Source organism: Alteromonas infernus, assembly GCF_902705815.1.
Window position 1 is genome coordinate 1 of sequence record NZ_CACSIG010000003.1, and the last position, 18196, is coordinate 18196.

The window sequence follows — 18196 nt, forward strand, 5'->3', positions numbered from 1 at the left end:
CAGCCTAAAACTGGGTTGTGTGATTTTGGTTGACCACGTCAAAGAGCATGATACAGAATGTAATGGAAACAAATTCTGGTGAAGCTTTTTCCTATCTAAATTCGACACTTGTTTTATTCTTCTCTATATTGGGATTAATCCCTGTATTTGCGATTTTTAACCTGGAATTAAATGGGAAGCTCAAGGCTCGAATCAAGCACCTTCTAGTGCTGAACTTATTAGCTTTATTGGGTATTGCAATTATAGCCACGTTCCTTTTTAAGAGCTATGCAGCTGTCGGCAGAAATAACAAAGACCTAACGAAGTATATTATTCCCTACGCCTTTTATGATTCAGGGTACAAGTACCTTCGGGACACTTACTTCTATCCGCCTTTCCCCTACAAAGTATTAGACAAGCGTCCCTACATAAAAGGGAATGCTGATATACATCCGTCTACTACAGTGTTTGTGGTTGGCGAAACGGCCAGAGCTGACAAGTTTTCAAGCAACGGCTATTCGAGGCGTACTACGCCTAATATCCAGAACGCAGGTGCAATCAGTTTTAGCAAGGTGACATCTTGCGGCACTGCTACCGCAGTCTCTGTGCCATGTATGTTCTCAAGACTTTCACGAGAAAATTATGATTCGCGTATCGCAGACAGTCAGGACAATGTTTTAGACATCATTCATCGTGCAGGTGTTGACGTCACATGGATTGACAATAACAGTAGCTGTAAAGGAGTATGCAAGAGGGTAGAGACTATAGACTTCAACCCGTCAAGAGTTCCCAAGTTGTGCGATGGAGATTATTGTTATGATGAGGTACTTATTGACCTTTTAAGAGAAACTCTTTCAAGACCATCTAAAGAACATAGAGTTATAGTCTTACATATGATTGGCTCACACGGGCCTACCTATTACCGGAGATACCCAGAGAAATTTGCTAAGTTCGTGCCTGACTGTCCCAGAAGTGATATTCAAAATTGTGAAGAGGCAGAGCTGACAAATACGTACGATAATACTATTGCATACACAGACTACGTGCTAGGCCAGATTATTGAACAGCTTTCCACTATTCCTAATTCGTCGATGCTTTATCTATCGGATCATGGTGAGTCATTGGGAGAAAAAGGGCTTTATTTACACGGTTTCCCTTATAATTTAGCGCCTGTTGAGCAAACTCATGTACCAATGGTTTATTGGGCCTCCAAGTTTAGCCAACCTGAATACAGTGATTGCGTAAGGTCGTTGTCCAGTCATCCTTATTCGCATGACAACCTTTTTGACACATTACTTGGTCTTACTAATGTGCAAAGCAGCACCTACCAACCCACTCAGGATATTTTACGAAAATGCGAGTCATAGACGAAACCACATCAAAAATGCATTTCGACCCTAAAGCCAAACCAAAGGGCATGTTGCGTATTGTATTAGCAATGAAAAACTCAGTTCGAGCTATATCATGGCTTGTTAAAAACGAGTCAGCGTTCCGGCAAGAACTTATCTTACTTATCTTAGCGGCGGGAGTGCTTGCATTTTGGTCAATTCCTTATATGGAAAAGGCGATTTTACTTTCCTCCATACTCTTCGTTTTGTTCGCTGAAATTATAAATACTGCAATTGAAGTAACTATTGACCGTATTGGAAAAGAGATTCACCCACTGTCAGGCTTAGCTAAAGATTTAGGCTCAGCGGCTGTTTTAGTGACGATCGCAATTTCATCACTGTTGTGGTTAGCTACATTGTGTAGATATTTTTGATTTGAGACTGTTGACTCACCGATGAGGTACCGCACTGACATGGGTCCAACTATGCAAATTCATCAATGTGTATAAAAGAATAGAAAGCCAATAATTAGCGAGCTTTAATATAAGAAGTTAAAGTCTGATATAACTAAAAGGCAATACCCAACAACCTTTAGGTTCAGTTTTCAATTACTAGCCAGGAGTTGCATAGCAAATCGCAAAGCAAAATTGTCAGTTAGAAAAAGTTCTTCGCGTGCTTTTACTTTCGCTGATTTTTTTAAGTTTAATGAAAGTGAAAGCAAAAGTCAGCGATGCCATCAGCTCAAACAGCCAAAATATAGGAATGAAGCCAAACGATTCAACCAAAAAACCATTTTCATCTATACTCGAGCCTTTTATGTTATAAGCGATTAAACACAAAATACCACTAATAAAAAATAAGAAGCTCATCTTATAGTTACTTATAAATTTCATTAATGTCTCTATATTTTATTTTCAACATCTCGTAAGAGCACGAAAGAAACGTTGATGTCGAAGGTACGTGTTCAATCTTGCCTCTTACCACTTTAGTTACGCATTATTATCTATCACACTCTCCTTACAGTTTAACGGGAACAAACTAAAAAGTTCCATGAAAATCTATAGTCATGATTGTAGACAATGTGTCACAAATAAAATTTTAGCTTAGTATTAAAACTTGAATTACTGTCGACTATCATTGTTAATGAGGTAATGGAATTTCATCTCACCTCCTCATTAACTGCAGAATGCTCGTCAGTAAACTCTATTTCAACTGTGCTGTAACTGAAGTCAAACATGGCCAAGCTATCATAAATATCAAGCTTCAATAACTTGTATTCTTCAACTGTCTTTAAGGCACTGCCAACGCGTATAGTAATAACATTGTGTTCTCCGTCAAGTGACCAAATTTTTAAGTCATGGATATATTCAACTCTATCAACACTCCGGAGTTCATCTAACACTTGTTTGTATAAGTTTTTCTCTGGAACACCTTGCAAAAATAATTTTAAGGTTGCTAATAAGTTTCGAATTACATTAAACAATATAAAAAGCGTAAAGCCAATCGAAAGTAGGGGGTCTAAAATTGGCCAGTCGACAAATTGCATTACTATGGCAATAATTAATACAGCAACCCAGCCTAAAACGTCCTCCAATAAATGCCAGTTCAACACTCTCTCGTTTAGGGTATTTCCTCCCTGGAGTTTATACACAGCAAAGCCGTTTACAGCGACACCTAGAATCGCAAGTAATATCATGCCTTCTGTATTTGGAACGACCGGGTCTAATACTCGAGGAATGGCTTCTGATAATACCCAGATTGAGCCAAGGATAAGTACGGCTCCGTTAATAAATGCCCCTAACAGGCTGAGTCGCTTGTACCCATATGTGAAATTTTCATCGGCCTCTCTCTCTCCTAACCTATTGAGACACCAGGCGCTTCCAATAGAAACTGAATCGCCGAGATCATGAACAGCATCTGCCATTATAGCAGTGCTGTTCGTTAGCCAGCCGCCAATAAATTCAATAATTGTGAAGCTGAAATTTAATAGAAAAGCCCACCCAATTTTGTTTGAGCTATTTGAATGATTATGAGTCATAGAGGCTCCGGTGCGCCCGGAACATACCGGGCGTAAAATTTGATTAAGAGTTGCGTTTGTTATGTGCGAGCTGATAAAGCGCAGGTAATATAAACAGTGTCAGTAAAGTTGACGATATAATTCCCCCAATGACTACAGTGGCGAGCGGTCTTTGTACTTCAGCACCTGTTCCTGTATTAAGTGCCATGGGAACAAAGCCTAAGCTGGCCACTAACGCAGTCATCAAAACAGGTCGAAGCCGGATTATGGCCCCTCGAATTACTGAAGTATAAATATCACCATTTTCCTGCCAGAGTTGTCTGATGAATGCGACCATCACTAGTCCATTCAAAACCGCGACCCCGGACAAAGCGATAAAGCCTACTCCCGCAGAAATTGAAAGAGGCATATCTCTAATCCAGAGTGCCAGTACTCCTCCAGTCAAGGCTAGTGGTACACCAGTGAAAATTATCAATGCGTCTTTAACAGACCCAAACGCCATAATGAGTATGCCAACTATCAACGCAAGCGTAACCGGAACGACTAAAGTCAGCCGTTTGCTGGCGGATTCCAGTTGTTCAAAGGTACCACCAAACTCTAACCAATATCCTTCCTTCATTTTTAAATCGGATTTAAGTCTTTTTTGTAAATCAACGACAAATCCTCCTAGGTCGGTTCCTCGTACGTTAGTCGTTACGACAACTCTGCGCTTTCCATTCTCTCGGCTGATCTGTGCAGGCGCCGGCTTTAACTCGAGAGTGGCTACCTCTTCAAGCGGTACAAAACTATTGCCGACACGAACAGGTAAGCTCTCTAATTTGTCAATATTTGTACGCAACTCTTCAGATAATCTGATTACAATTTTAAACCGACGATCGCCTTCATAGATTATGCCTGATTCCTTACCCCCTATGCTGGTTGAAACGAGTGCTTGAATGTCTGCTACGTTAAGACCGTACCTTGCGAGAGCATCTCGTTTTGGTAATATGGACAACATAGGAAGGCCGGCAACTTGCTCAACTCGGGTGTCTGAGGCACCTTGTATCGACTCAGCGATCTCAGCAACCTTATTTGCAGAATCCAACAATTGCTCTAAGTCATCACCGAAAACCTTGACTGCAACATCAGCCCTTACGCCGGAAATCAATTCATTAAATCTCATTTGAATTGGTTGGGTAAATTCATAGTTATTACCGGGAAGCTTTGAGGCGACTGATTCAATTTCAGCCACTAGATCCGATTTAGATTTAGCTGGATCAGGCCATTCTGAGCGAGGTTTAAGTATTACAAAACTATCGGCTACATTAGGAGGCATTGGGTCTGTAGCGACTTCTGGTGTACCTATTTTCGCAAAGACTACCGCTACCTCTGGAATTTCTAACAGCGCACCTTCAAGTAATTCTTGCATTTGAATTGATTGGTTTAGACCGGTACCCGTTATGCGTAAAGCCTGTAAAGCGACATCACCTTCATCCAGTTGAGGAATAAATTCAGACCCAAGTGTTGTTGCCAACCATCCGCAGAAGACAACAAACGCTAGTGCAGCCCCAAGAGCAGCAGCTTTAAATTTAAGAATAGCCCTAAGTGCTGGTTCGTAAGCCAGTTTCACCCAACGTATTAAAAAACTCTCCTTTTCACTGATTTTTCCCCCCATGAAAATTGCGATCGCTGCAGGCACTACCGTCAGTGACAAAATCATTGCCGCAATAAGAGCGATAACAACAGTTATTGCCATGGGATGAAACATCTTTCCCTCTACGCCTGTTAAAGTAAAAATAGGCAGATAAACAGCGGTTATGATCCCGACTCCAAATAAGCTGGGCCTGATTACTTCAATCGTTGCTATTTTCACTTCTTCTAGACGTTCCTTGAGTTGAAGAAGTCTGCCGTGATGCTGTTGCGCTTCAGATAAGCGCCTAATACAGTTTTCAACAATGATGACAGCGCCATCGACAATCAGACCAAAATCTAAAGCCCCCAAACTCATCAGATTTGCCGAAACACCTCTCTGGACCATTCCAGTGATTGTCATCATCATAGCAATAGGTATGATCGCAGCCGTAATAAGAGCCGCTCGAATATTGCCTAGTAGTAAAAATAATATGACAATTACGAGTAATGCTCCTTCCAGCAGGTTCTTCTGCACAGTGTTTATCGCTTTGTCGACCAGTGTAGTTCGATCATAGGCGGGTTCAGTAACTACCCAGCTTGGTAACGATCTTTGAATTTCAGTTAATTTACTGGCAGTTAAAGCTGCAACTTCCCTTGAGTTTTCTCCCAGCAACATCATGACCGTTCCCATCACTGTCTCTTTACCATTTCTTGTAGCGGCACCGGTCCTCAGCTGCTTACCCAAGCCTACAGTTCCAATATCTTTTATTAGAACAGGAACAGATCCTTTTTTTCCTACTACGACATTTTCGATATCCTTTATCCCTGTCAATTGACCTGGAGAGCGAACAAGAAGTTGCTCGCCATTTTTCTCAATATAGCCTGCTCCAGCATTATCATTGTTTAAATATAGTGCTTCAGAAATGTCTTTAAGCGAGACTCCCATCTCCAGCATTTTTACAGGGTCGGGATTGACGTGATATTGCTTGTCATAACCTCCAATAGTGTTTACTTCTACTACTCCCGGAACCTGGGCTAACTGTGGTCGAATGATCCAATCTTGTACCTCTCTTAAAGCCATAGGTGTGACCGGCGAGCCATCGGGTAACGTTGCTCCATCTTTCCCTTCCAGTGTATATACGAAAATTTCGCCAAGCCCTGTTGCGATTGGCCCCATTTCTGGCTCAAGGCCATCAGGTAAAACACTTTTAAGGTTAGCAAGTCTTTCGTCGATTAAATTTCGGGCAAAAAAGATATCCGTTCCTTCTTCGAAAATAACTGTAATCTGTGAAAGACCATACCTCGATATAGAACGTGTATAGGATAAGTTAGGCAAGCCATATAGTGCTGTTTCGACAGGAAATGTTATTCGTTGTTCAGCTTCTAATGGTGAGTACCCCGGAGCTTTGGTGTTAATCTGAACCTGTACATTTGTAATATCTGGTACAGCATCAATAGGTAATCGCTGGTAGCTCCAAACGCCGATCCCAATTAAGATTAGTGCAAGAACAAGAAACAAAAAGCGTCTTTCTACTGAAAGACGAATAATATTATCAATCATTTATCGTCTCCAGGATTAGTGAGCGTGAGAGGCACCGGATTTTTCAAGATCCGCTTTTATCAGAAAGCTATTTTTTGATACGTAAATTTGACCAGCGATTAAGCCACGCTTTACTTCAGTGAAGTTGTCATCTTTTATACCCAGCTCGACAGGGACAGCTTGAAACGTGTTACCATCGTTTAAAAATACAACTGAGTTACCATCCATTGATTGGATAGCTTCATTCTCAACGCGAAGCGAAACATCGACTTTCTGAGCATCAACTACACCTGTAACCATATCGCCGGGGGAGAATTCTCCTTCGGTATTAGTGATTTCAACAATTGCGATCTGATAAGGTTCAAGTGAACCTGACGGAATGAGAAATTTGACCTTTGCATCTTGCTGTCGGGAACCTTTTTTTATGTGGATATAAGAGCCCTGCTTTATTGTATCCCGCTTGGATGGAAATACTTTCAATTCTGCCCAAAGCGTTTCAGCGTCGACTATTTTATAAAGCGTTTCACTGGTAACCAACTGCCCAACATTAACATTTCGACTTACTACCGTACCCGAAATTGGCGCTTTCACGATGTAGGTTTGTAAGCTGTCATTTGATTGAATTTTTGCAATTACATCGCCAGCCTTCACGCTGTCACCAACATCCGAAGCGAGAGTTTCTACAACTCCCGAGAACCGCGCATTAACTTCAGCCTTGTTCTTGGGTGGAATTACAAGAGTACCCAACAATTCGATATGTCTTTCAATGGTCCCACTCTGAACTTCGGAGGTTGCTAATTGAAACTTTTCAGTTAATGCTCTTGAGATCTGTGTTCTTCCCTCGAAGTTTTCCCACTCCCAGGAATACTTTCGTCTTTTGTCAGTCAGATAAATAGTAGCCCTAAAAGAATGAGGTTCAGACAGAGCTTTTATTGACCGCAAAACCCCCTCTGAAGTTTGAAACTCAAATTTTTCTGAGCTTGAACCTAACTTCTGTAGCTCTATAGAAAAGGAATCAGGGATAAATGGCTTCCCATCTTCAAAAGTCGAGGCAATAATTACAGAGCCCTCGGGGTTTTCATCGATACTTACTTCTATTTTGATGTTACCTTTCTGGAATATATTTTGGTTGTCATTTGAATTGGTGGCATCTTCACTTGCGGTCGCGATAGATGTCACAGTGCCGATAAGAAATAAAAATAAAATTTGCTTTAGCATAATTAATCCTGGAGATTGAAAGTGAATGATTTCAGAGATTGCCCTGTCCATTGTTCGATAAGTGCTTCATTGAGCAGGGTGGCTTCGCGATAGTTGATGAGACTCCGTTGAGATTGGAGAAGTGCATCACGTGAAGCAAACCATTCTTGATAAGTGTAAATTCCCTTTTGATAGCCCTCCTTGGTCAGCTCCAATGCTCTTTTCAAATCTGGCATTACTTCTTTTTCCAGGTGCAATGCTGCCTGTGAACTAAAATTTATGCTTTTCGTTGCTTTAAATAGAATCGCTTTTACATCGAGATACTTGGTGTCTCGCTCTAATAACTCCGCCTCCTTACTAGCAATTGCAGATTTGACTGCACCCGAATTCCTCTTCTCAGCAAATAGTGGAATTGAGGCACCAAAAACTAACGATGTATCTTGAGCTCCCTGATTCCTTCTAACACCAACAGACCAAGATAGGTCTGCGGTATTATCAGACTTAGCCAACTGAATTTCAGCGTCCTTCAGGTCAAGTGACTTAATTAGTAAATCCGCATTCGATGATGATAAGAATTGGTTAAAAAGTGTTTCGTAGGAATAATTTTTAGCGGGTGAATTTAAAGAACCAGTAAGCGTGATATCTTCATAATTGCCCTGCCAGAATAGTGTGAGAGATTGCAGGGCTATCTCTTTATTCACCTTTGCTGTCGCAAGTTCTAATTTCGCTTGATTTAAAGCCGATTTAGCTCTGAACAATTCAGCATCATTCGTTGCACCACTTTTTATTCTATTAGTGATCACAGTAAGAGCATCTTCAGCTAAGCTCACACTTCGCTCAGCTATTTGCAGACGCTCCTGTTGTGCCAGAACGCGAATATACTGCTGAGTGAGCCCACCAAGTAGTGAGAGAGACATTGAATACTGCTCTGAATCTAAAAGGGCAGCTCTGGCATCCACAACCAGTGTTCTTGCACTCTTCTTTCCACCAAGTTCATACACTGAAGATAGAGAGATGGTTGCTTCTGCTGCTTGAACTCCCGAAGTAGAACTTGTGCCCATCACATTTTCTAGATTAGCACCTACGGTGTAAGCTGGAGAAAGCAAAGCTTGTTGGCGATCTCCCTCAAGAGCTCTAGTAAGAGGTCTGAATTTCAACAAGCTTGGATGACGGTTGAGAGTAAGTTGAACTGCATCATCTAAAGTTACTTGTTCTGCCAATGCATTGGCTTGAGATAGCATCAATGCACTAGTCAATATTCCGGCGCGCGTAAATTTGCGCACAGGAAACTGTGAAATTTTCATGATATATAATCCTAGTCAGTTGAAAAAACGAAAAACGACAGGGATTAAATTCTTGGAGGACGCTCTATTTGGTTAATGAAACGATTAGGTGTAGCTTCACTATAAACTGAGACTAAATTGGGAGATTTTTTTAGAAACGAGCTTTCAATATCAAAGTAAAAAGCTATGTGTGTAAAATGGCCATGACAAGAACAACAATGGTCACAATCACTTCCCGTATCTAAATCGTAAGCATCGGACAGTTCGATTAATGTATTTTCAGTACATAATTCATTGCTAAACAAGTGGTCTTGTTCAATAGAAAACGCGTCAGTCACAATCAACAAAAATTGTGCGCACAACAAAAAAGCGGCTAAGACCACTTTTAGATTTTTGCTAATGCGGTAATTCGTTTTCAACACAAGATTCCTCTATTGGCAATTCATGTTCTCTTAAAATATGATTGTAGTCAATGCCTAAATGGTCAGCTTTCTGATTCACAAGAGGAACTCTGTATTAAAAAGCCATGTATTTCAATTAAGTTGCTAAATCTTGTCAGAAAAACAGAAATCTACTGCAAAGCCTGCTCATACATAATCCGGCAATGTAAAATAAGTACACCGAAGGAATAGAAGAATACATCATGCAATTTCAATAAGCCTGTCACAATTATTGCGTCTCGCTCGTACCAAAACCTGTAATACCCCCTACAACAAGTGTAAAAGCAAGTCCAATACTGAAAGATAAAATCACCGTTGACCCAAGAGGTAGCTTTTCCAATTGCTATCTGATCTCCTTACAGTGAGCGCATCAATGAACAACAAAGTAAATATTATCTGGCTCATGCCATAACCGTGATGCTATGCTTATGAGCATGAAGTTGGTTCGCATCGCTTCTTTGAGTTCACCAAATCATCTAAGGCTCCATTTTCGAATAAACGGTACAATAGACTAGTAGAAAGGCATATCGGAAACTCGATATCGCTAGATACCTTACTGTAACTTTTTGGCTAAAAACGTTGTCGCTTCGCGTAAAAATGCCGGTCATTTTTTGACCTTGGCAAGTTCATGTTTTAATCTGCTATCCCCGCGTCACAACGGGGATCACTGCTCTTATGTGTTTTATCTTTAGATTGCGCAGCATGATGTTTTCAGCAGTTAGGTAGACTAAGAAAAATACTAATATCTAAAGCAATCTGACGACCAATAATATCAGGTTTCTAGCAGAGTAATACCGCTTCGAGTATGAATTCTGAAGTATACTTTGTTTGTTAACAACCACTCATTCCTGGCATAGCAAGCTTCTTTAGGGGAGGTTTCCTAAAAATCTGAAGAGGCTCCACAGATGACTGAAATCTATGAAGGGGCACTATAATAATTGTGATAATTCTCTTTCTGATCTAGAACCGTAGCAGAGTTACTTTCATGTTAAATAGTTCATGTTAATGCTTATTAACGTTACCTATTCGAGTAGAGATAAGAAGTTAGCTTTCCTCTTTTGACTACGATATATCATGCAAGCGAATAGCGCTCACTTCAGCAGCAAATTTAAAATAATTAAAGGGTTGTAAATCTCTGTCAAGACAGTTGGGTGACGTCAACATGTTGGAGATATACAAGATGAAAGCTAAGCTGCCTCATATTGGTATTTTTTGGGTCTACAAGTCGACTGTACTTGCTAAAGCGATGCCTTTGAATAGTGCAGAGCCTGATAGCCTTTCACTCTATGACAGTGACTTTAGCCATTTAGTAGAGTGGGAAGAGCATAGAATATACCTTCCGTGTTTTCCTGAGCTCATTGCTGTTGAATATCAAGAAGTCAGCAGGGGTAGAGTAATCTACTCTGGAAACTCAAAGTTCTTCAATATATATGCAGATAGAAAAGTGGTAGAGAGCGTTGAGCTTCAAACCTTAGTATGTGTTAGATTTAATCTAATACCGAGTCAATGCACTTGGAAGCTAGACAAGCATTACCGTATCTTTAGTTCATAAAAAGCTTACGAAAAAGTTAAAAAGTCGTTCAATAAAGAATACGCAAGTAAATCATAGGGACATGACGTTGAATATATTTGAAGTAATAAACAATAGTATTTCTGACTTTGTAGAAAACCAAGAAAATAAAGCGCTCAAGAGAGGTACAGGCTCTTATTCGATACCGTTTAGAGGCTCTATCTTCGGGGAAATCGAGACAGCAAAAGTATTAAGTAAGCTCAATACCGAATCAGTTGATGTAATTTGGTTAGGCTCAAATCCTAATGCTCCAGAATCTCTCGACGCTATTTTGTCTCCTTCCTCCCCTTCCCACTACGAGGGTTTTGTGCAACAAGCCATGAACGACAATTTCAGCGAAGCGTACAAAAATAGCGAAGGTGCGAATTTCCCATTGTGGGATCCTATTAACAAGCCAAACAACAAGTGGCAATTCTACTCAGAGATATTCAACAAGCGGTTTGGTGAACACAAAACGCTCATGGCTAACATAGTGCTGTGGGGAAGTAAGGATTTTAAAAGCTTCACTTCTCAGTTGGCTAAATACGATAAAGCGCTTTTAGAGAGAGCTATTCAGTTTTCTTACGAGCTGAACAATCAGATAATCGAGTACTTCAAGCCAAAAGTTGTTCTTGTTCCCAAGAGCTCTAATAGCCCATCATCAAAGAATTGGCTACTACACTCTTCAAACTTAACAGACATACAGCATCACGAAGTTAGAGGTAAAGTAACGTTCAAGTTTTCAGTAGGTAGCCTGCAAAAAGGCGATTTTAAAACAACTGTAATATCAGCCCCCCACCCTTCATACACACCAAGAATTGGTCGTGAATTTAGAGAGTCTGCGCAAAACGCTATCTTCACAGTATTACAAAATTGCTGATACTTATTAATCTACTTCATAAACAAAAACTAATTTTGCATTTGTTAGCATCTTTAGTTGATGAGTTTATCGCACGAGAGTTACATGATAGAACTTAAGATTTTAGGATCCTTTATTACCGCTAGTGCAACTATTTTAGTAGCCTTAGCAACATATATATGGAAAATTCAGAGAGAAAAAAAAGAAAGTAATCGAACAATAATTTATTTACTCCTTGAGTTACGCAATGTATTTATCAATTCAGTAATTAATACAGATCGCGCGATTGACGGTTACTTGAAGCTGTATTTAGAGAAATTGAATGACCAAGCATTCTCGCCTAAAGATAAATCAGCATTCGAAGCAGAGCTACGAATTGCCCTTGAGAAAGCATTTAATTCGTTAATCATTGATATGAAGGAAGAACTGCGAGTAGATTTCTCCTCTCAGTTTGACAGCGCTATTTTAGAGCTTTCAAAACATGACCCAATACTTGCTTACCGATTGCAGAAAAACATAAAAATTGAAAAAACTTTCGAGGTAATAGAGAATCATCTAACAAGGACCAAAGATTGGGTCGATAACACTAACGAAGAAAATTTGCCTTCTTTTGAGAGTATTTCGCGAAGGTTAGAATCTAAATTGGTTGAAAAACTAGCTGGAGATCTTGAACAAGATATTCTCACCGTTGCTAGTAGTGATTCATTTTTAACTAAATTAAAATGCAGAAGGATCATTAGCAATAAGAACATAAATAGCATTTACGATTTTAGCGAGATCGGTCCCTATTTGGATGAATCTTTAATTACGGTCTTCGAAAACAGTAGTCAGAATATTTAAGACAACAAGGACGTTTATGAAACTTTCAGCAATCCTTATTTCGAATTTCAAAGGCATTAGTAACGAAATTACAATTTTAATAGACAACATCGTTGTTTTGGTAGGTCCAAACAATAGCTGTAAATCTACAATTCTTGATGCATACGAGTCTTATGTTTCCTTGGGTAGTCCGCTGAGTATCGACTACTTTCATTGCAGAGATGCTAAAAAGCCAATATCTATCACAGGTGTTTTTACAGATTTAACTCAAGAAGATATTGACACTTTTGGTCGAGAGTGGCTCCTACTGAACGACCCAGATTTTGGTTCTTGTGCAAAGTTTCAGATCAGGTGGGAAAACCCTGATGAAAAAGGTGTTAAATATAGTTTTAGTTCCATAACCAACCATTGGAAAAAAGGTGGTGCTGGTGGCTGGGACGCTTTATTGCAAAGTAGATTACCTACCCCTATTAGATTAAATCCAAATGACGGAGTTGAAGCCTTAGAAAAGATAGTAAAAGACCTAGCGTCCAAAAATGCAGCTAAAAAGGTTAAGGACGATAGAACAAAAGTTGCGGGTATAGTAGCCGAAATTGAAAAGCTTGCCAAAGAGGTAGATAAAGAGTTATCAGGTAGCATTGGTAAACTTAGCTCGAAAATTGAACTCGAAATTAATAAGCTATTTTCTGGTTCATCTGTAATCTTCGAAACTGGCGTAGGTAAGTTTAAAGTCGAAGATGCTATCAAAGATGGAAGTAAGTTTTTTATAAAGACAAGTAACCATCAATCATCATTAGAACATCAAGGAACAGGCATCAAAAGAGCTTTCTTATGGTCAGCAGTTAACGCTCTATGCAGTGAAGGCCTCTTAAAGAAAGGGACAAAGAAAATTCACGATGAAAACCCAAAAATTCTTTTGATAGACGAGCCCGAAATCAATTTACACCCTTCGATAATTAAAGCTGCACGCAAAGCAATCTACGCATTGGCTGACATAGAAGGCTGGCAAATTATTTGCACTACCCATTCGCCTATCTTTATCGACTTGACTCAAGATCACACCACTCTGATCAAGGTTTCAAACAACCAAGAAAACGTATTTTACTTCCAGACAGATCGAGCAAAATTCAGTGATGACGAAAAAGACAATTTAAAGATGCTAAACCGTTGCTGCCCTACAGTGAATGAATTTTTCTTCTACCCAAATTCGATACTTGTTGAAGGTGACACGGAATACCTTGCATATCAGTATATTATTGAGAAAAGTGGTTTAGAGGCTCAATACTGCGTTATAAATTGTAGAGGTAAAGCTAATATTCCAACCTTTATTAAAATATTTGATCAATTCAACGCAAACGCAATCGCTGTGCATGACCTCGACACGAAATTGAATAAGGTTGGAAAGGCAAACGCAATGTGGTCAATAAACCTGAAGATTAGGACTCTAGCAGATGAAGCAAATGGCCGTGTGCAAACAGTGGTACACAACCCTGATTTTGAAGGGTTCTATCTCAATGAAGCACCGGAAAAAGATAAGCCTTACAATTTGTTTACTCACCTCACATCTGCAAAGTTTGAAACCGATGCGAAATATACGGCCTTACGTAATTCGTTAAACGATATTTTGGATGGTACTCATAAAGGCTTGTATACAACACACGCAGAGCTAGACGCTATGGTTGAATAGCATTAGCTAAAAGCGAGTTTCGCAGTATCGTAGCTATATTTCTAATCATTTAGTTCTTTAGGTTATAGTAGGTAAAGGTAGCGTTAATAAGCTCTACGCTACCTATCTTAGGCAAGTCAAAAAGCTAACTTTTTGCGATGCTTTTTATCAGTGTTACTTAATATCAATTCACTAGTAAATATTGGAGATTACTCGATATTGATAAATTAGTATTTAAAAGCTAAATCAAGAGTAAGTAAGTCTTGGAAAATTAGCGTTCAGCTATTTGGGTTTATTATTAAACTCATCAAGGAATTCGCTACTATTGTTTGTTCTTCTTCCAACCACCTCTGATCAATCTTATGCACTCTCAATCTTTTTCTGCTTTTTATAAGCTCGCTACGAATACTTTTCCGCATAATTTTTACACTTTCCTGTCGCTTGTCAGTAAGCAATTCTTGTAACATCTCGTTATTCAGTAAGTGAAAATGTCTAGGCGATATAATCCTGACTTGCTTCAACCTTGAAGGAAACTCTGGCATTTGTTTTACATCTAGTTCGTGCCTCTCTTTATATAAAAGGTGACGCACCTCAATACGCGTAGTGACAGCTAAACTATCGATTACTGTTTTAACTTCTGGATAACACTTACTTTCTTTGAGTAGTTTTTCATACACGATGCAGTGACTAGCGTTAGACTTGCTACCTAGATAAGTAGTTTCGACAACTTGTTGTCCATTGAACGGTATACAATGTGACTTTATAGATTTTGCGTTGTCTCTGAACGCTTGTACAAACGCTGATGAAACACCAGGTAATAGAATGCCGAAGTCGATTCTTGTCACCTTTGCCTTACTGAATAATTGCGTATACCGGTATTCACCGCCAATACGTTTTTGAACATGAATTAACGCCTGCTTTATTTCATCCCGTGTTAGCTTATTTGGATTAAACGATAATCGTAGAGAATACTTACCGGACTCCTTTTCGTTCCCTTCTAAATATAAGAACAGGGACTTATAACTATCACCGTTGAACCGAAACTCGAATCCGTGTGAATAAAATGGTTTGCCGTAAATAAGCCCAGAGCCTCCACCATTGAGTTCGTAGGTCGAGGTAGGAAAAACTGTGAAGTCTGCTGGCTTTGCCGCTGTCCCTGCTTTATAAATGCGAGACTTATTTTTAGCACCAATAGGTTTGAGTAGTGAATCGATATCCTTTATTGAACACCTCACTGTCAGTGTGATTTGGTCGCAATCTAATCTCAGATATCGCTGCGGTTCATTACAATATATTTGCAGTAACATGGCCTGGTATCGACATAATGCTTTGTCTTGAAGCTTTGCTGTAACGTTATTAATTTGCTTAAAACTTGGTTCGGTATTAGCCAAATCAAGCAGTGCCAACAGCTGCGAATTGTATTTGTCGTTAATAAGTTCATAGCGAGACTTATCAAAAGTGCTACGAATCCATGACTGTGTATTTTTGCGATCTGCCATAAAAACACTCTTTTAATACGTAGAAGTGTCTGCCTATACCCTATATTAATAGTGTGTATTAATAGATAGTTACAGTGGTATTACAGAGATTAACAACTAAAAGTGAAGGTGTTGAGTGTGCATTTTGTTGAACTAAAAATGCACCTCTAACAACTACTAAGGTTTATATCATTGAGAACCAGCTTCAGTGATATAAGGATTCACTTCCCACAATGGTTTCTGTCTACAATTTGTAGCCTTTCGAACCACTAACACAGACTCTAAAACCATAATGGCTCGGTTCACTTCATCGGTGTTTGTGTTTAGCCCACTCCAATTCTTTTGCGCTATGTCACGAGCCGAGAATTTGGGCGGGAGTCGATCTATCCGTTTTAAAATCAGTATCGCATTAGCGGTATCAACATTTGTTCTAACGTCAAAAACGTGGCGAGCATGAGATTCCAAAAATTTTGCAATTCTGACGGCTTTTTTTAGCTGAGGTTTCGGAAACGCTTTTTATAGGGCCGATAACTTGATTGGCATCGTCAAAACTTTCAACCACTTCAAAAAGCAGTGCAAGTTTAGGCACTAGCGTTTTATATTTTAATAGGTAGTTTTGGTACACATCATTGACGTCTTTCTTACTTTTGAAGGAAGTAATCTCTCTGTACCACTGTTTATAAACACCCAATGCTTGCTCTGACAAGCAAACGCTGCGTTCTTTCAGGCCAAGATTTGGCTGGAAGCCGAAATCGCATTGATTGATTGAACAAAAGAGACTCTGTACTTTCGAAATTAATGATACTTCCACTTCTCCGGAAGCAGATGAAACTTTGTCAGTATTTTTCGGATGAACAAGAATGTTAAAGCGCTGCCACAGTCCATCATTTTCCTCACTTCCCTTTAAAGTGTTTCGAATATGTGGATAAACAACAGATGGTTTGGTGGTTGCAAAAATCGACAAGAGCATGTTACTGGCATACGTAGTGCCCGTGTTTAACCTATCAATATCATGCTGACCAAACCCCGAATTACACTCCAATAGGAATGAACGATATTCAAATCCCTTGGAGCCTCGAAGCTGATGAATAAATCCTTTTAGATCCTCTAGGTCCATCAAAATCCCATTGTGATTTTCACCTAGTGTGCGTTGCAAGTCGGCATATGTTGCCTTGTTGGTTGTATAACGTACTAACGACGGTTTTTGAGGCTGTCTTGAGTTTTCAGTTACTTCAGATGCTAGTAATTCCTCCATCTTTCTTTTTTCTATAGGGTCTAAGATTTTATCGATAGCAATAATGCGCTGTTTGATATGCTGTGAACTTATCCTTTCACGTATTTTCTCTATTTTTTGCTGCGCTCCATACCGCTTATTGGCATCTTCGTAGTCCATCGAAGCTTTATCATTGAGTGGGCCAAAAAATTCCCGCATCCGCAAATGAACAGGAAATTTACCAGCTCCTGAGTCTCCTATTGATATAGCCCAGAAATTTGGCGCAATCACCAAGTCACTATTTTTTCTTGGTTTAACGTGAATTTTATGACCGATGACTGAACCAATCATCGTTACAAGTGGAACGAAAGCAAACTCAGGGGGGCAACAATAGGCTTTGCTAAAGTTTTTTACAGTCTCTTGCATTAATTTAGGTAATGCATCAATAGGCAATGCCTCGCTACTACCCTCATATAGGTTTAATTCAGCTGGCGGCACCCACACGTTTAAACTGTTCTTAAGAACGAATTCTACTAGCGTGAGTGGCTGATACTTATACCATTGCTCATACGCAAATTCGCCTCTATCCCAGTTCTTCGAGCCCGAAATTTGAATCGGAAAATAGGTTATAACCTTCGCATGTTTACAGCCTTCATTTTCTGCTATTAAGGCATTGGTTAACTTTTCATGCAGCTCCTCATCTTCGTGAAAGACGAACCAAATAACGCTGTACTTCGTTAACCCAACTTTTTTGATGACAGAGGCATAAGACACTTTTCTCAAAAATTGTATTTCTTCAATGTTATCGAGATTGAATGAGCCTTGAATCCCTATTACTCTTCTTCGTTCCAGCCACTTATTGTTTTTAACAAAGGCTTTTCTCCCTTCATTATTTTCATCTTTTAACCATTTTAAGCCCTCAGCTACTCTTAGCTTTTGCCTGACATTTCTAGTACTTCCATCAGGCACGCAGTAAATTAATTCTGCTGAATCCATTTCAGTTATTTCAATTAGCTCGTAAAGGTCTTTGATGCTCTTAAACCCCATTCTTTTTAATGTAGAAATATTTGTTACTTTCTTCATCATTTTTGCTCCAAAAAATTAACTCGATGACCATACGGTGTGTAAAATCAAAACCTATTTTCCGGATGTGTAGCAGTGTTGTCCTCAGTGAAAAAAGCCTATTAAGAAGCCAATAAAAAAAGAAAAAGTTAAAT

General features: G+C 39.4%; 13 protein-coding genes. 6 read left to right on the plus strand and 7 right to left on the minus strand.

Annotation, left to right across the window (positions count from 1 at the left end; all coding sequences use genetic code 11):
* The first annotated feature begins 47 nt into the window (after positions 1 to 47).
* Together ACX5J7_RS00140 and ACX5J7_RS00145 are read left to right on the plus strand one after the other, a co-directional pair.
* Positions 48 to 1346, plus strand: a complete 1299-nt coding sequence (locus ACX5J7_RS00140; RefSeq protein ID WP_498705666.1) for a phosphoethanolamine transferase — start codon at positions 48 to 50, stop codon at positions 1344 to 1346.
* Complete coding sequence (locus tag ACX5J7_RS00145) at positions 1334 to 1741, plus strand: diacylglycerol kinase (protein WP_015066029.1); 408 nt, start codon at positions 1334 to 1336, stop codon at positions 1739 to 1741. The genes ACX5J7_RS00140 and ACX5J7_RS00145 overlap by 13 nt, the downstream gene beginning before the upstream one ends.
* 216 nt (positions 1742 to 1957) lie before the next feature.
* On the opposite strand, the gene ACX5J7_RS00150 is transcribed toward ACX5J7_RS00145, so the two are convergent.
* From ACX5J7_RS00150 to ACX5J7_RS00170, 5 genes are all read right to left on the minus strand, one after another.
* Positions 1958 to 2200 carry a DUF3955 domain-containing protein gene (locus ACX5J7_RS00150; RefSeq protein ID WP_014978032.1) on the minus strand — a complete coding sequence of 81 codons (243 nt, stop codon included), beginning with the start codon at positions 2198 to 2200 and terminating at the stop codon, positions 1958 to 1960.
* 266 nt (positions 2201 to 2466) lie between these two features.
* Positions 2467 to 3345, minus strand: a complete 879-nt coding sequence (locus ACX5J7_RS00155; protein ID WP_012516887.1) for a cation diffusion facilitator family transporter — start codon at positions 3343 to 3345, stop codon at positions 2467 to 2469.
* A 43-nt stretch (positions 3346 to 3388) separates the two neighbouring features.
* Positions 3389 to 6496 (minus strand): efflux RND transporter permease subunit, encoded by a 3108-nt coding sequence (locus ACX5J7_RS00160; protein WP_012516886.1) that lies wholly within the window; start codon positions 6494 to 6496, stop codon positions 3389 to 3391.
* A 15-nt stretch (positions 6497 to 6511) separates the two neighbouring features.
* The gene (locus ACX5J7_RS00165; protein WP_498705668.1) at positions 6512 to 7693 is read right to left on the minus strand and encodes an efflux RND transporter periplasmic adaptor subunit; all 1182 of its coding nucleotides are present in this window, start codon (positions 7691 to 7693) and stop codon (positions 6512 to 6514) included.
* A 2-nt stretch (positions 7694 to 7695) separates the two neighbouring features.
* Positions 7696 to 8976, minus strand: a complete 1281-nt coding sequence (locus ACX5J7_RS00170; RefSeq protein ID WP_012516884.1) for a TolC family protein — start codon at positions 8974 to 8976, stop codon at positions 7696 to 7698.
* A gap of 1599 nt (positions 8977 to 10575) precedes the next feature.
* Here ACX5J7_RS00170 and ACX5J7_RS00175 point away from each other — a divergent pair.
* From ACX5J7_RS00175 to ACX5J7_RS00190, 4 genes are all read left to right on the plus strand, one after another.
* Positions 10576 to 10947: a hypothetical protein gene (locus ACX5J7_RS00175; RefSeq protein ID WP_342284815.1), complete on the plus strand. Its 372-nt coding sequence runs from the start codon at positions 10576 to 10578 to the stop codon at positions 10945 to 10947.
* Between the two features lie 61 nt (positions 10948 to 11008).
* A complete protein-coding gene (locus ACX5J7_RS00180; RefSeq protein WP_061094005.1) occupies positions 11009 to 11824 on the plus strand; it encodes a hypothetical protein in 816 nt (271 codons plus the stop codon).
* An 84-nt stretch (positions 11825 to 11908) separates the two neighbouring features.
* Positions 11909 to 12643, plus strand: coding sequence for a hypothetical protein (locus ACX5J7_RS00185; protein WP_156085793.1), 735 nt, complete (start codon positions 11909 to 11911; stop codon positions 12641 to 12643).
* A gap of 16 nt (positions 12644 to 12659) precedes the next feature.
* Positions 12660 to 14309: an ATP-dependent nuclease gene (locus ACX5J7_RS00190; RefSeq protein ID WP_156085792.1), complete on the plus strand. Its 1650-nt coding sequence runs from the start codon at positions 12660 to 12662 to the stop codon at positions 14307 to 14309.
* 257 nt (positions 14310 to 14566) lie between these two features.
* Here the strand turns inward: ACX5J7_RS00190 and ACX5J7_RS00195 are convergent, their stop codons facing one another.
* Both ACX5J7_RS00195 and ACX5J7_RS00200 read right to left on the minus strand, forming a co-directional pair.
* Entirely contained in the window at positions 14567 to 15787 is a 1221-nt protein-coding gene (locus ACX5J7_RS00195; protein ID WP_196898092.1) for a hypothetical protein, read from the minus strand.
* Between the two features lie 415 nt (positions 15788 to 16202).
* On the minus strand, positions 16203 to 18065 hold the full coding sequence (locus ACX5J7_RS00200; RefSeq protein WP_498705674.1) for a DUF3987 domain-containing protein: 1863 nt from the start codon (positions 18063 to 18065) through the stop codon (positions 16203 to 16205).
* Between the last annotated feature and the right edge of the window lie 131 nt (positions 18066 to 18196).

Excerpts from the sequence above, each read along its gene's own strand:
- ACX5J7_RS00140 (WP_498705666.1), top strand. The coding sequence starts at position 48 with ATGATACAGAATGTAATGGAAACAAATTCTGGTGAAGCTTTTTCCTAT.
- ACX5J7_RS00145 (WP_015066029.1), top strand. The coding sequence starts at position 1,334 with ATGCGAGTCATAGACGAAACCACATCAAAAATGCATTTCGACCCTAAA.
- ACX5J7_RS00150 (WP_014978032.1), bottom strand. The coding sequence starts at position 2,200 with ATGAAATTTATAAGTAACTATAAGATGAGCTTCTTATTTTTTATTAGT.
- ACX5J7_RS00155 (WP_012516887.1), bottom strand. The coding sequence starts at position 3,345 with ATGACTCATAATCATTCAAATAGCTCAAACAAAATTGGGTGGGCTTTT.
- ACX5J7_RS00160 (WP_012516886.1), bottom strand. The coding sequence starts at position 6,496 with ATGATTGATAATATTATTCGTCTTTCAGTAGAAAGACGCTTTTTGTTT.
- ACX5J7_RS00165 (WP_498705668.1), bottom strand. The coding sequence starts at position 7,693 with ATGCTAAAGCAAATTTTATTTTTATTTCTTATCGGCACTGTGACATCT.
- ACX5J7_RS00170 (WP_012516884.1), bottom strand. The coding sequence starts at position 8,976 with ATGAAAATTTCACAGTTTCCTGTGCGCAAATTTACGCGCGCCGGAATA.
- ACX5J7_RS00175 (WP_342284815.1), top strand. The coding sequence starts at position 10,576 with ATGAAAGCTAAGCTGCCTCATATTGGTATTTTTTGGGTCTACAAGTCG.
- ACX5J7_RS00180 (WP_061094005.1), top strand. The coding sequence starts at position 11,009 with ATGACGTTGAATATATTTGAAGTAATAAACAATAGTATTTCTGACTTT.
- ACX5J7_RS00185 (WP_156085793.1), top strand. The coding sequence starts at position 11,909 with ATGATAGAACTTAAGATTTTAGGATCCTTTATTACCGCTAGTGCAACT.
- ACX5J7_RS00190 (WP_156085792.1), top strand. The coding sequence starts at position 12,660 with ATGAAACTTTCAGCAATCCTTATTTCGAATTTCAAAGGCATTAGTAAC.
- ACX5J7_RS00195 (WP_196898092.1), bottom strand. The coding sequence starts at position 15,787 with ATGGCAGATCGCAAAAATACACAGTCATGGATTCGTAGCACTTTTGAT.
- ACX5J7_RS00200 (WP_498705674.1), bottom strand. The coding sequence starts at position 18,065 with ATGATGAAGAAAGTAACAAATATTTCTACATTAAAAAGAATGGGGTTT.